We start from the raw sequence: 12,414 nt of genomic DNA, 5'->3' as shown, positions 1-12,414 counted from the left end.
TGACCGTCGAAAAGAAGTCAGGCAGGAGAGGGAGACCGCGATGAGCGCACCCGACGGCAGCCCGGTCGGTACCGAACGCAGCATCGGCCAGCTGTTCGCCTCGGCGACCACCGAGATGTCCGCGCTGGTGCACGACGAGATCGCGCTGGCCAAGGCGCAGCTCAAGCAGGACGTCAAGCGCGGGGCGATGAGCGGCGGCGCGTTCTCGGTGGCCGCCGGCGTGCTGGTGTTCTCGCTGCCGATGCTGAACTTCGCGCTGGCGTACGGCATCCGGACCTGGAGCGACTGGAATCTCGCGATCTGCTTCCTGCTGTCCTTCGCGGCGAACGTGCTGATCGCGCTCGTGCTGGCCCTCATCGGCGTCGTGTTCGCGAAGAAGGCCAAGAAGGGCAAGGGCCCGCAGAAGGTCGCGGCCTCCGTGAAGGAGACGGCGGTCGTCCTGCAGAAGGCCAAGCCGCACCCGCGTGCGGAAGAACTGCCGCAGGACCGGGTCCCGGAGGCCATCGAAGCTGTGGCACGCTCGTCGTCATGACCGACCCTTCGGCGCAGCCCGCCTCTGTCGTACGGCCGGACGGTCCCTGGACACACAGGGAAGTGGCCGCCAATGGCGCGCGCTTCCACATCGCCGAGATGGGCGACGGGCCGCTGGTGCTGTTGCTGCACGGCTTCCCGCAGTTCTGGTGGACCTGGCGGCACCAGCTGGTCGCCCTCGCCGACGCCGGGTTCCGGGCCGTCGCGATGGACCTGCGGGGCGTCGGCGGCAGCGACCGTACGCCCCGGGGGTACGACCCCGGCAACCTCGCCCTCGACGTCACGGGCGTCGTACGGTCGCTCGGCGAGCCGGACGCCGCGCTCGTCGGGCACGACCTGGGCGGCTATATCGCGTGGACGGCGGCCGTGATGCGCCCCAAGCTCGTACGGCGGCTCGCGGTCACCTCGATGCCCCATCCGCGGCGCTGGCGGGCCGCGATGCTCTCCGACGTCAGGCAGACGGCCGCGGGCTCCTACATCTGGGGGTTCCAGCGGCCCTGGATCCCGGAGCGGCAGCTCATCGCGGACGACGGGGCGCTCGTCGCCCGGCTGATGCGGGACTGGTCCGGGCCGAGCCTGCCGGACGACAAGGCGGTGGACACGTACCAGCGCGCCATGTGCATCCCGTCGACCGCGCACTGCTCGATCGAGCCGTACCGGTGGATGGTGCGGTCCCTCGCCCGCCTGGACGGCGTCCAGTTCAACCGGCGGATGAAGCGACCCGTGCGGGTACCGACCCTCCATCTCCACGGCTCCCTGGACCCGGTGATGCGAACCCGCAGCGCCGCCGGCTCCGGAGAATACGTCGAAGCACCGTACCGCTGGCGCCTGTTCGACGGTCTCGGCCACTTCCCGCACGAGGAGGATCCGGTCGCGTTTTCGGCAGAGCTGGTCAACTGGCTGAAGGATCCCGAGCCGGACCGATGAAGCGTGCCTCAGCTGCGCCCGGCTGGGGGTCCGGGGGTTATCCCCCGGGAAGACACAGCCCGCACGAGGAGGATCCGGTCGCGTTTTCGGCAGAGCTGGTCAACTGGCTGAAGGATCCCGAACCCGACCGGTGACGGGGTCGACGCGTGCCGTGTCGCTCGTTCGGAACAACCGTCCTACGAACAGCCAAATGCCTGGCGCATAGGCCAATTGGGGGGCGTGGGGGCGGTTATCGACCTTGGGGCAGGGGCACACGTCCGGGTATGGGCTGGACGCACGACTACAGTGACGCAGCACGCAATCGACGCTCGGGCAACGCCTTGAGCTCTCACCAGCGAGGCACCCCGCAGCTGCCGGGCACCGACCTTCGCGTGGGCATCCCGCACATCCTGCGCCGCCGGGCCCGCTGGGTCTCCGTCCGGCTGCGTCATACGCGCGACTGAGCTCCGTACGGTCTACAGAGCGCACTCGTCGCTGTCCACCCGCTGGTTCGCGGTGCGCCCCTTGGCGATGTCCTGCTGGATCTCGTCCGCGGTGAGCGCGTACCCCGTCTCGGCGTCGTCGAGGGACTTGGCGAAGACCACGCCGTACACCTGGCCTTCAGGCGTGAGCAGCGGGCCGCCGGAGTTGCCCTGGCGGACGGTCGCGTACAGGGAGTAGACGTCGCGGTTGACGGTGCCGCGGTGGTAGATGTCCGCCCCGCTGGCCGTGATGCGCCCGCGGACCCGCGCGGACCGCACGTCGTACGCCCCGTTCTCCGGGAAGCCGGCGACGATCGCGCTGTCCCCGGTGCCGGCGTCCTCGGTGGTGAACTGGAGCGCCGGAGCGTCCAGATCGGGTACGTCGAGTACGGCGATGTCGCGCTCCCAGTCGTAGAGGACGACCGTCGCGTCGTACTTCCTGCCCTCGCCGCCTATCTGGATGGTGGGCTCGTCGACGCCGCCGACGACATGCGCGTTGGTCATGACCCGGCGGTCGGAGAACACGAAGCCGGTGCCTTCGAGGACCTTGCCGCAACTCTCGGCGGTGCCCGTGACCTTGACGATGGAGCGCTGGGCCCGCTCGGCGACGGCGCTGCCCGCGAGGGCCGGGTCCGGAGGCGCGACCTCCTTGATCGGCTCGTTCGAGAACGGGCTGAAGACCTGCGGGAAGCCGTTCTGCGCGAGGACCGAGGTGAAGTCCTCGAACCAGGTGTCGGCCTGGGTGGGCAGCGCCTCCGACACCCCCAGCAGCACCTTGGAGTTGCGGACCTCCTTGCCCAGCGTGGGCAGCGTGGTCTGCGCGAGGGCGGAGCCGATGAGCCACGCGACCAGGAGCATCGCCACGACGTTGACGAGCGCGCCGCCGGTCGCGTCCAGGGCGCGGGCCGGGGACCAGGTGATGTACCGGCGCAGCTTGCTGCCGAGGTGGGTGGTGAGCGCCTGGCCGACGGAGGCGCAGACGATGACGACGACGACCGCGACGACGGCGGCGGCGGTGCCGACCTCGGAGTTGTCGGTCAGCGCGTCCCAGATGACGGGCAGCACATAGACCGCGACGAGACCGCCGCCCAGGAAGCCGATCACCGACAGGATGCCGACGACGAAGCCCTGGCGATAGCCGACGATCGCGAACCACACGGCGGCGACCAGCAACAGGATGTCCAGCACGTTCACCGCTTCTAGCCTCGCCTCGTCACTTCGCGGTCCCCACAGTCGGCCTCGGGGGTCCACCCTGCCGCGCAGCGGCGATCGAACACAGCGTTCCCCCCGGGTAGACACAACACGGCGCCCACCTTGTCATGAGCGCCAGTCGAGCGGGACCTGCTTCTCGCGGTCCCATGGCCGCTCCCAGCCCGCGTAGTGCAGCAGGCGGTCGATGATCCCCGCCGTGAACCCCCACACCAGGGCCGATTGGACCAGAAATGCCGGACCTCGGTGGCCGCTGGGGTGAACGGTGGTGGCGCGGTGGGCGGGATCCGTGAGATCCGCCACGGGAACGGTGAAGACGCGCGCGGTCTCGTTCGGATCGACCACCCCGACCGGGGTCGGCTCGCGCCACCAGCCCAGCACCGGGGTGACGACGAAGCTGCTGACCGGGATGTACAGCTTGGGCAGCACGCCGAAGAGCTGGACACCGGCCGGGTCGAGGCCGGTCTCCTCCTCGGCCTCACGGAGAGCGGCCCGCAACGGCCCGTCGGCCTTCGGGTCGCCGTCCTCGGGGTCGAGGGCACCGCCCGGGAAGGACGGCTGCCCGGCGTGCGAGCGCAGCGAACTCGCCCGCTCCATCAGCAGCAGCTCGGGACCGCGCTCGCCCTCACCGAACAGGATCAGTACGGCGGACTGCCGCCCCGCGCCGTTCTCCGGCGGCAGGAAGCGGCTCAGCTGGAGCGGCTGCACCGTCTCCACCGCGTGCACCACCGGATCGAGCCAGCCGGGCAGGCCCTCCTTGCTGAGCGCCACCGGGCCGCCCTGTGTATCGCTTGCGCGCGTCATCGCCACCCCCGTCGTCCTGCACTGCCCAACGCGGGACGGCACCGAGATCGTTCCTGAGGGCTCATCCGGCCCCCAGCGGCGGCGCCGGCTTGCCGCCCGCGTCCAGATAGGCCTGCGGAGGCTTCAGGCGCTGTCCCGGGAAGCCGCCCTTCTCGTACTTGAGCAGCTTCTTCGCCTTCTCCGGGTCCGTCTCGCCCTCGCCGTACGCCGGGCAGAGCGGGGCGATGGGGCAGGCGCCGCAGGCGGGCTTGCGGGCGTGGCAGATGCGGCGGCCGTGGAAGATCACATGGTGCGAGAGCATCGTCCAGTCGCTCTTGGGGAAGAGCGCGGCGACAGCGGCCTCGATCTTGTCCGGCTCGGTCGCGTCGGTCCACCGCCAGCGCCGCACCAGCCGCTGGAAGTGCGTGTCCACGGTGAGGCCGGGGCGGCCGAAGGCGTTGCCCAGCACGACGAACGCGGTCTTGCGGCCCACGCCGGGGAGCTTGACGAGGTCTTCGAGCCTGCCGGGGACCTCGCCGCCGAAGTCCGCCACGAGGGCCTTCGACAGCCCCATCACCGACTTGGTCTTGGCCCGGAAGAAGCCGGTCGGGCGGAGGATCTCCTCGACCTCCTCGGGGTCGGCGGCGGCCAGGTCCTCGGGCGTCGGGTACTTGGTGAAGAGCGCCGGGGTGGTCTGGTTGACGCGGAGGTCGGTGGTCTGGGCGGACAGCACGGTGGCCACCAGCAGTTGGAAGGGGTTCTCGAAGTCCAGCTCCGGGTGGGCGTACGGATAGACCTCGGCGAGCTCGCGGTTGATCCGGCGGGCCCGGCGGACGAGAGCGGTGCGGGACTCGTCCTTCGGAGGCTTAGAAGCCGCCTTCTTCACCGCGGCCGTGTTTTTCACAGGCTTCCTCACAGGCTCCTTCGTCACTTTTGCCGCTTTCTTTCCGCCGGTGGGGATCTGTTCGCCCACAGCAGAATCCCGACGTGCAACCACCCGTCCAGCCCCCTTGGCCTGTGCTCTCACCGGCGATTTGGACACCCGGCCAGCCTAAAGCCCGGCACTGACATCCGCCCCGGACCCGGGAGATCGGCCCCCGATTGGACCCCTGCCGCGTACCTCCGCAGACCTGTGCGGCATCCTTGTGACAGATCACACTGTTTGGACCGTCCGGCAAAATGGGGAGCACGGTCCCCTGGTACGTGGGGGAGTGATCCCCTGAGCAGGTCGACAAGGAGAGAACTCGTGGACGACGTTCTGCGGCGCAATCCGCTCTTCGCGGCGCTCGATGACGAGCAGTCCGCGGAGCTGCGCGCCTCCATGAGTGAGGCGACCCTCGCACGTGGCGACTCCCTGTTCCACGAGGGCGACCCGGGCGACCGGCTCTACGTCGTCACCGAGGGCAAGGTCAAGCTCCACCGCACCTCGCCCGACGGCCGCGAGAACATGCTGGCCGTCGTCGGTCCCGGCGAGCTCATCGGCGAACTGTCGCTCTTCGACCCGGGCCCGCGCACGGCGACCGCCACCGCGCTGACCGAGGTCAAGCTGCTGGGCCTGGGCCACGGCGACCTCCAGCCCTGGCTGAACGCCCGCCCTGAGGTGGCCACCGCGCTGCTGCGCGCCGTCGCCCGCCGGCTGCGCAAGACCAACGACCAGATGTCCGACCTGGTCTTCTCCGACGTCCCCGGCCGTGTCGCGCGCGCCCTGCTGGACCTCTCCCGCCGCTTCGGCGTGCAGTCCGAGGAGGGCATCCACGTCGTCCACGACCTCACGCAGGAGGAGCTGGCCCAGCTGGTCGGCGCCTCCCGGGAGACGGTCAACAAGGCGCTCGCCGACTTCGCCCAGCGCGGATGGCTCCGTCTCGAGGCACGCGCGGTGATCCTGCTGGACGTGGAGCGGCTCGCCAAGCGCTCGCGGTAGCCACCTCGTTGACGGCGTCAAGAGGGCTTGACTCCCTCGGCTTCATCGAGCGTGAGGGCTCTCTCGGGCAGGTCCCGCCCGCCTTCCGTCCCGTCGTCGCCGTCACCCGGGACCGCGTGCTCGATCTCTTCGGCGCGCGGCTGGACAGCGCGTACCTCTACGGGTCGATTCCGCGCGGCACCGCGCGCGTGAGGCGCAGCGACCTGGATCTGCTCGCCGTGCTGCGCGAGGAGCCCGGCGTGGCGGACCGGGAGGGCGCGCGGGCGCTGGGTGAGGCGGTCGACAAGGAGTTTGGGCAGGTCGACGGGGTCGGGATCCTGCTGGTCAGCCGGGCACAGGTACTGAGCGAGCCGGAGCGGTACGACCTGGGGTGGTTCGTCGCGTGCCTGTGCACGCCGCTGCTCGGTGAGGATCTCGCCGAGTACCTGCCGCGCTACCGGCCCGACTCGCTGCTCGCCCGCGAGACCAATGGCGACCTCGCCCTGCTCCTCCCCCGCTGGCGCGAGCGGATCACCGCGGTCGACTCCGCCGACGAGGCCCGGCGGCCCCTCGTACGCTTCATGTCCCGCCGCCTCGTCCGCACCGCCGGGGGTCTGGGGGTGTCCCCCAGAAAGCACAGCACGCTCGTGATGCCGCGCTGGAACGGCTGGACGAGTGATCTGGCCGACATGGCCGAGGCGTTCGCCGCGTACTACCCCGCGCGCGGGGAGCAGATGCGGGCCGCCGCCGTCCTCGGCTGCGAGCCGACCGGCGACCCGGACATCCTCACGTCGTACGTCGACGACCTCGGGCCGTGGCTCGCCGAGGAGTACGCGCGCGTGCACGGCGTCAAAGCGCCCCGCCCCAACTCCTAGATGAGGCCGTGCTCCTCCAGGTAGTCCAACTGGGCCCGTACCGACAGCTCCGCCGCGGGCCACAGCGACCGGTCCACGTCCGCGTACACATGGGCGACGACCTCCGACGGCGTGCGGTAGCCGTTCTCCACGGCCGTCTCGATCTGGGCGAGACGGTGGGCCCGGTGGGCGAGATAGAACTCCACGGCGCCCTGGGCGTCCTCCAGGACCGGTCCATGGCCCGGCAGGACGGTGTGGACGCCGTCGTCGACGGTGAGGGACCTGAGCCGCCGCAGGGAGTCCAGATAGTCGCCCAGACGGCCGTCGGGGTGCGCCACGACCGTCGTACCGCGGCCCAGGATCGTGTCGCCGGTCACGACCGCCCGGTCGGCCGGGAGATGGAAGCACAGGGAGTCCGAGGTGTGCCCGGGCGTAGGTACGACCCTCAGCTCCAGGCCGCCGACCGTCACCGCGTCCCCGGCCGCCAGCCCCTCGTCGCCCAGCCGCAGCGCCGGGTCCAGAGCCCGCACCTTCGTGCCCGTCAGCTCGGCGAAGCGGGCGGCGCCTTCGGCATGATCGGGGTGACCGTGCGTCAGCAGCGTCAGCGCGATGCGCTTGCCGGCCTTCTCGGCGGCGTCGACGACGGCGCGCAGGTGGCTCTCGTCCAGTGGCCCCGGGTCGACCACCACGGCCAGCTCGGAATCGGGCTCCGACAGGACCCACGTGTTGGTGCCGTCCAGGGTCATCGCCGAGGCGTTGGGCGCAAGGACGTTGACGGCCCGCGGGGTGGCGGGCCCCGAAGGAACCCCACCCCTCGGCTGGCCGGGGAGGGCGGCTGCGTCGGTCATGCGGAGGTTCCTCCCGTCAGGCTGGGCAGCACGTCAGGTCGCCGGTCGGAGGCCGGCGCAGCGTCCCGAAGCCTGCGGAGCAGTGCGAGGGGCGCACGAGGAATGGGGTCCCCACCCCTCGGCTGGCCGGGGAGGGCGGCTGCGTCCGTCATGCGAGGGGATCCTCCGGGGCGTACGGGGCGGCGGTCCGGTTCGGGGGTGGGGCTGCGGCGTGGGTCATGCTTCAGGCCCCGCCCGTGGGGATGTGCTTCGTGAACTCGTCGTGGCCCGGCCAGGACAGCACGATCTCGTCGTCCTCGAGGCGGGCCTCGGCCAGGACAGGGGTCATGTCGCGGCCGGGGGCGGCGGCGAGCGCCGCGGCGGCCGTGGCGTACGGGGACAGCTGACGCAGGGTCGCGATGGTGGGCGGCATCATCAGCAGCTCGCCCTTGTCGTACGACGCGGCGGCGTCGGCCGGTGACGTCCACACCGTGCGGTCGGCCTCCGTGGAGACGTTCCGGGTGCGCTGGCCCTCGGGGAGGGCCGCCACGAAGAACCAGGTGTCATAGCGGCGGGGTTCGAACTCCGGGGTGATCCAGCGGGTCCAGGCGCCCAGCAGATCCGAGCGCAGGACCAGGCCACGGCGCTCCAGAAACTCCGCGAAGGACAGGTCCCGGGCGACCAGGGCGGCACGGTCCGCCTCCCAGTCGTCGCCGGTGGTGTCACCGACGACCGAGTCGGGCGTGGGGCCCGCGAGAAGGACGCCTGCCTCCTCGTACGTCTCCCGTACCGCCGCGCAGACGATCGCCTGGGCCGCCGTCGTCTCGTCGACACCGAGTCTGTCCGCCCACCACGCGCGCGTGGGGCCCGCCCAGCGGATGTGGTGGTCGTCGTCGCGCGGGTCGACACCGCCGCCCGGATAGGCGTACGCGCCCCCGGCGAAGGCCATGGAGGCGCGTCTGCGCAGCATGTGGACGACAGGGCCGGCGTCGGTGTCCTTCAGGAGCATGACGGTGGCCGCGCGCCTCGGGGTGACCGGGGTGAGGGTTCCTTCCGCGAGGGCGCGGATCAGGGCCGGCCACTCCTGGGGATACCACTGCCCGTTTGCCATGGGCGGAGGGTATCCCGGGGTGGGCTGATGTTCGAGATGTACCCGGTGCCGTTACGGCACCAGCTCCACCTGGACCTCGACCTCCACCGGCGCGTCCAGCGGCAGCACCGCCACGCCCACCGCGCTGCGCGCGTGCACGCCCTTGTCGCCCAGGACCGCGCCCAGGAGTTCGCTCGCGCCGTTGAGGACGCCCGGCTGGCCGGTGAAGTCCGAGGCCGAGGCGACGAAGCCGACGACCTTCACCACACGCGCGATGCGGTCCAGGTCACCCACGACGGACTTGACCGCCGCGAGGGCGTTCAGCGCACAGGTGCGGGCGAGCTCCTTGGCCTCCTCGGGCGTGACCTCCGCACCCACCTTGCCGGTGACCGGAAGCTTGCCGTCCACCATCGGGAGCTGGCCGGCGGTGTAGACGTACACACCGCTGAGCACGGCCGGCTGGTACGCGGCGAGCGGCGGGACGACCTCCGGCAGGCTCAGGCCGAGCTCGGCCAGCTTCGTCTCGACCTCGCTCACTGCTTCTCCCGCTTCAGGTAGGCCACCAGCTGCTCGGGGTTGTTCGGCCCGGGCACGACCTGGACGAGCTCCCAGCCGTCCTCGCCCCAGGTGTCCAGAATCTGCTTCGTGGCGTGGACGAGCAGTGGCACGGTTGCGTATTCCCACTTGGTCATGGGGCCGACTGTATCCGCTGCCGCGCGAGGCCTCGCGCGCACGTTGTCCACAGCCTCCGGCGTTCCGGTGGCCGTTTGGTTAGGCTCGAATATGTGAGCAGGCTCCAGGTCGTCAGCGGCAAGGGCGGAACCGGTAAGACCACGGTGGCCGCCGCACTCGCGTTGGCCCTCGCCACCGAGGGGAAGCGCACGCTTCTCGTCGAGGTCGAGGGTCGGCAGGGCATCGCACAGCTCTTCGAGGCGGAGGCGCTCCCGTACGAGGAGCGCAAGATCGCCGTCGCTCCCGGGGGCGGGGAGGTGTACGCACTCGCCATCGACCCCGAACTGGCCCTGCTGGACTACCTCCAGATGTTCTACAAGCTGGGCGGCGCGGGCCGGGCCCTGAAGAAGCTCGGCGCCATCGACTTCGCCACCACCATCGCACCGGGCCTGAGGGACGTACTCCTGACCGGCAAGGCGTGCGAGGCCGTGCGCAGGAAGGACAAGGCCGGACGGTTCGTCTACGACTACGTCGTCATGGACGCGCCGCCCACCGGGCGCATCACCCGCTTCCTGAACGTCAACGACGAGGTGGCCGGGCTCGCGAAGATCGGCCCGATACACAATCAGGCGCAGGCCGTGATGCGGGTGCTGAAGTCCAAGGAGACGGCGGTCCACCTGGTGACGCTGCTCGAGGAGATGCCCGTACAGGAGACCGTGGACGGGATCTCCGAGCTGCGGGGAGCGCGGCTGCCGGTGGGGCGCATCATGGTCAACATGGTGCGGCCCGAGGTACTGGACGCGACCGACCTGGATCTCGTACGAGCCGTGCCGCGGACCTCGGTCGCCAGGTCGCTGTCCGCGGCCGGACTCGGCGGCGCGCGACGCGGCGGGAACGCCGAGAAGCTGGTCGATCCGCTGCTGACGCAGGCCGAGGAGTACGCCGAGCGGTACACGCTGGAGCACGAACAGCGGGCCGTCCTGAGCGAACTGGGCCTGCCGCTGCACGAACTGCCGCTGCTCGCCGAGGGCATGGACCTGGCGGGCCTGTACGAACTGGCCACCGAGTTGCGGGAACAGGGGATGTCATGAGTCCGGACCACTCGGCCCACACGCACGACACCGCCCGCCACCACCTCTCCCCCGCGCGCATGCTCGACGTCGATCCGCTGATCGACGATCCGAAGACCCGCATCGTGGTGTGCTGCGGCGCGGGCGGGGTCGGCAAGACGACCACGGCGGCGGCGCTGGGGCTGCGTGCCGCCGAGCGCGGCCGGAAGGTGGTCGTCCTCACCATCGACCCGGCCCGCCGGCTCGCCCAGTCCATGGGCATCGACTCCCTCGACAACGTCCCGCGCCGGGTGAAGGGCGTGGACGGCGAGGGTGAACTGCACGCCATGATGCTCGACATGAAGCGCACCTTCGACGAGATCGTCGAGGCGCACGCGGATCCCGAGCGGGCGGCCGCGATTCTGGGCAACCCCTTCTACCAGTCGCTCTCGGCGGGCTTCGCGGGCACGCAGGAGTACATGGCGATGGAGAAGCTGGGGCAGCTGCGGGCGAAGGACGAGTGGGACCTGATCGTCGTCGACACGCCCCCGTCCCGTTCCGCGCTGGACTTCCTGGACGCGCCCAAGCGGCTCGGCTCCTTCCTGGACGGCCGGCTGATCCGGCTGCTGACGGCGCCGGCGAAGCTGGGCGGGCGCGCCGGGATGAAGTTCCTGAACGTCGGCATGTCGATGATGACCGGCACTCTCGGCAAGCTGCTCGGCGGTCAACTGCTGAAGGACGTACAGACGTTCGTGGCCGCGATGGACACGACCTTCGGCGGCTTCCGTACGCGCGCGGACGCGACGTTCAAGCTGCTGCAGGCGCCTGGGACGGCGTTCCTGGTGGTCGCGGCGCCGGAGCGGGACGCGCTGCGGGAGGCGGCGTACTTCGTGGAGCGGCTGGCCGCGGAGGACATGCCGCTGGCGGGTCTGGTGCTCAACCGGGTCCACGGCAGCGGCGCCACCCGGCTGTCGGCCGAGCGGGCGCTCGCCGCCGCGGAAAATCTCGATCTCGTGGGCGAGCCCGTGGGTGACCCCGCCGCGGAAAATCTTGAAGAGCCCCGCATTGTCGATCAGGAGGACGGGAAAGCTGGACTTCGTAACTCTCCCGACACGTACGGCAGTTCAGAATCTCCCGCTCCCGCAACACCAGCGCCGGCCGAAGGCTCCCCCGCCGACACCGCCGACCAGGACCCGGAGCGCTCCGTCGACCAGCTCACCGCAGGCCTGTTGAGGCTGCACGCCGAGCGTATGCGGCTGCTCTCCCGCGAGCAGCGCACGCGTGATCGCTTCACCGCACTCCACCCCGAGGTGGCGATGGCCGAAGTGGCCGCGCTGCCCGGCGACGTACACGACCTCGCGGGGCTGCGGGACATCGGGAACCGGCTCGCGGCCAACCGGCCGGAGCTGCCGAGCAGTGAGTGACTGAGGGAACCCCCTGAAGGGGGAGACCTCAGCTCACGGCCGCGTAGTTCTCGTACACCTCGTCGTCGTCGAGGGGCAGGATGCCGGCCCCCCGCTCGTACTCCGTCCGCGCTGTCTCCAGCAGTCGGCGCCAGGAGGTCACGGTGGGCCGCCTGCGCAGCAGCGCGCGGCGCTCCCGCTCGGTCATTCCTCCCCACACGCCGAACTCGACGCGGTTGTCCAGCGCGTCAGCCAGGCACTCGGTCCGCACCGGACATCCGGTGCACACCGCCTTGGCCCTGTTCTGCGCTGCTCCTTGAACGAACAGTTCGTCCGGATCGGTAGTGCGACAGGCCGCCTGCGCACTCCAGTCGGTTACCCAGCCCATACCGGCGCCGTCCTCTCCCGAATCGAGGCTCCCCCACGGCGGCAGCGGCATATTCACCGCCGCCAGTTGAGGACGTTACGGAAGGTGGGCACAGCGCAACACCCCCAGCGGGCCCAATCTTGAATGGCCCGAACGGACTATGGGTAAGCGGCAGATCACCCGGGGGAGTGAGGTGGCGACATGCGTGACCATCCCGGCAAACCGGGACAGTTCTCCTGAGTCACAACGGACGCCGAGTGACACACAAGGCGGATTCGGGCACGCGCCTACAAAAAAGTTGGGCTACTTCCGGAACGATTCGGGGTCGCCGGACGTATTGA

Annotated in this window: 15 protein-coding genes; 7 read left to right on the top strand and 8 right to left on the bottom strand. The window is 70.6% G+C overall.

Annotated elements, in window-relative coordinates; genetic code table 11:
• The first annotated feature begins 40 nt into the window (after positions 1-40).
• From KCH48_RS34685 to KCH48_RS34675, 3 genes are all read left to right on the top strand, one after another.
• Positions 41-532: a phage holin family protein gene (locus KCH48_RS34685; RefSeq protein WP_210580735.1), complete on the top strand. Its 492-nt coding sequence runs from the start codon at positions 41-43 to the stop codon at positions 530-532.
• Positions 529-1,458, top strand: coding sequence for an alpha/beta fold hydrolase (locus tag KCH48_RS34680; protein ID WP_210580733.1), 930 nt, complete (start codon positions 529-531; stop codon positions 1,456-1,458). Before KCH48_RS34685 ends, KCH48_RS34680 begins: the two co-directional genes overlap by 4 nt.
• Positions 1,459-1,721: 263 nt before the next feature.
• A complete protein-coding gene (locus KCH48_RS34675) occupies positions 1,722-1,901 on the top strand; it encodes a hypothetical protein (protein ID WP_210580731.1) in 180 nt (59 codons plus the stop codon).
• 12 nt (positions 1,902-1,913) lie between these two features.
• Here KCH48_RS34675 and KCH48_RS34670 read toward each other — a convergent pair whose 3' ends face one another.
• The 3 genes from KCH48_RS34670 to nth all read right to left on the bottom strand — a co-directional run bounded on the left by KCH48_RS34670 (position 1,914) and on the right by nth (position 4,908).
• Positions 1,914-3,113, bottom strand: coding sequence for a MarP family serine protease (locus KCH48_RS34670; protein ID WP_210580729.1), 1,200 nt, complete (start codon positions 3,111-3,113; stop codon positions 1,914-1,916).
• Between the two features lie 123 nt (positions 3,114-3,236).
• A complete protein-coding gene (locus tag KCH48_RS34665; RefSeq protein ID WP_210580727.1) occupies positions 3,237-3,932 on the bottom strand; it encodes a CoA pyrophosphatase in 696 nt (231 codons plus the stop codon).
• 61 nt (positions 3,933-3,993) lie between these two features.
• Positions 3,994-4,908: an endonuclease III gene (nth, locus tag KCH48_RS34660; RefSeq protein WP_210580725.1), complete on the bottom strand. Its 915-nt coding sequence runs from the start codon at positions 4,906-4,908 to the stop codon at positions 3,994-3,996.
• A gap of 249 nt (positions 4,909-5,157) precedes the next feature.
• Here nth and KCH48_RS34655 point away from each other — a divergent pair, with 249 nt between their 5' ends.
• Positions 5,158-5,832 (top strand): Crp/Fnr family transcriptional regulator, encoded by a 675-nt coding sequence (locus KCH48_RS34655; RefSeq protein WP_210580722.1) that lies wholly within the window; start codon positions 5,158-5,160, stop codon positions 5,830-5,832.
• Positions 5,833-5,840: 8 nt separating this feature from the next.
• Positions 5,841-6,686 carry a nucleotidyltransferase domain-containing protein gene (locus KCH48_RS34650; RefSeq protein WP_210580721.1) on the top strand — a complete coding sequence of 282 codons (846 nt, stop codon included), beginning with the start codon at positions 5,841-5,843 and terminating at the stop codon, positions 6,684-6,686.
• On the opposite strand, the gene KCH48_RS34645 is transcribed toward KCH48_RS34650, so the two are convergent.
• From KCH48_RS34645 to KCH48_RS34630, 4 genes are all read right to left on the bottom strand, one after another.
• The gene (locus KCH48_RS34645) at positions 6,683-7,513 is read right to left on the bottom strand and encodes an MBL fold metallo-hydrolase (protein ID WP_210580719.1); all 831 of its coding nucleotides are present in this window, start codon (positions 7,511-7,513) and stop codon (positions 6,683-6,685) included. The genes KCH48_RS34650 and KCH48_RS34645 overlap by 4 nt on opposite strands.
• A 223-nt stretch (positions 7,514-7,736) precedes the next feature.
• Complete coding sequence (locus KCH48_RS34640) at positions 7,737-8,603, bottom strand: NUDIX hydrolase (protein ID WP_210580717.1); 867 nt, start codon at positions 8,601-8,603, stop codon at positions 7,737-7,739.
• A gap of 51 nt (positions 8,604-8,654) precedes the next feature.
• A complete protein-coding gene (locus KCH48_RS34635) occupies positions 8,655-9,119 on the bottom strand; it encodes a RidA family protein (protein ID WP_210580715.1) in 465 nt (154 codons plus the stop codon).
• Entirely contained in the window at positions 9,116-9,274 is a 159-nt protein-coding gene (locus tag KCH48_RS34630; protein WP_003991873.1) for a DUF4177 domain-containing protein, read from the bottom strand. The genes KCH48_RS34635 and KCH48_RS34630 overlap by 4 nt, the downstream gene beginning before the upstream one ends.
• 93 nt (positions 9,275-9,367) lie before the next feature.
• Here KCH48_RS34630 and KCH48_RS34625 point away from each other — a divergent pair, with 93 nt between their 5' ends.
• Positions 9,368-10,345 carry an ArsA-related P-loop ATPase gene (locus tag KCH48_RS34625; protein WP_210580713.1) on the top strand — a complete coding sequence of 326 codons (978 nt, stop codon included), beginning with the start codon at positions 9,368-9,370 and terminating at the stop codon, positions 10,343-10,345.
• On the top strand, positions 10,342-11,727 hold the full coding sequence (locus KCH48_RS34620) for an ArsA family ATPase (protein WP_210580710.1): 1,386 nt from the start codon (positions 10,342-10,344) through the stop codon (positions 11,725-11,727). The genes KCH48_RS34625 and KCH48_RS34620 overlap by 4 nt, the downstream gene beginning before the upstream one ends.
• Positions 11,728-11,755: 28 nt before the next feature.
• On the opposite strand, the gene wblA is transcribed toward KCH48_RS34620, so the two are convergent.
• Positions 11,756-12,094 (bottom strand): transcriptional regulator WblA, encoded by a 339-nt coding sequence (gene wblA / locus KCH48_RS34615; protein ID WP_067033339.1) that lies wholly within the window; start codon positions 12,092-12,094, stop codon positions 11,756-11,758.
• Positions 12,095-12,414: the final 320 nt, after the last annotated feature.

Source organism: Streptomyces sp. GESEQ-4 (assembly GCF_017948455.1).
Taxonomy (GTDB): Bacteria; Actinomycetota; Actinomycetes; order Streptomycetales; family Streptomycetaceae; genus Streptomyces.
This window is presented reverse-complemented; position numbering and strand designations above follow the sequence as displayed.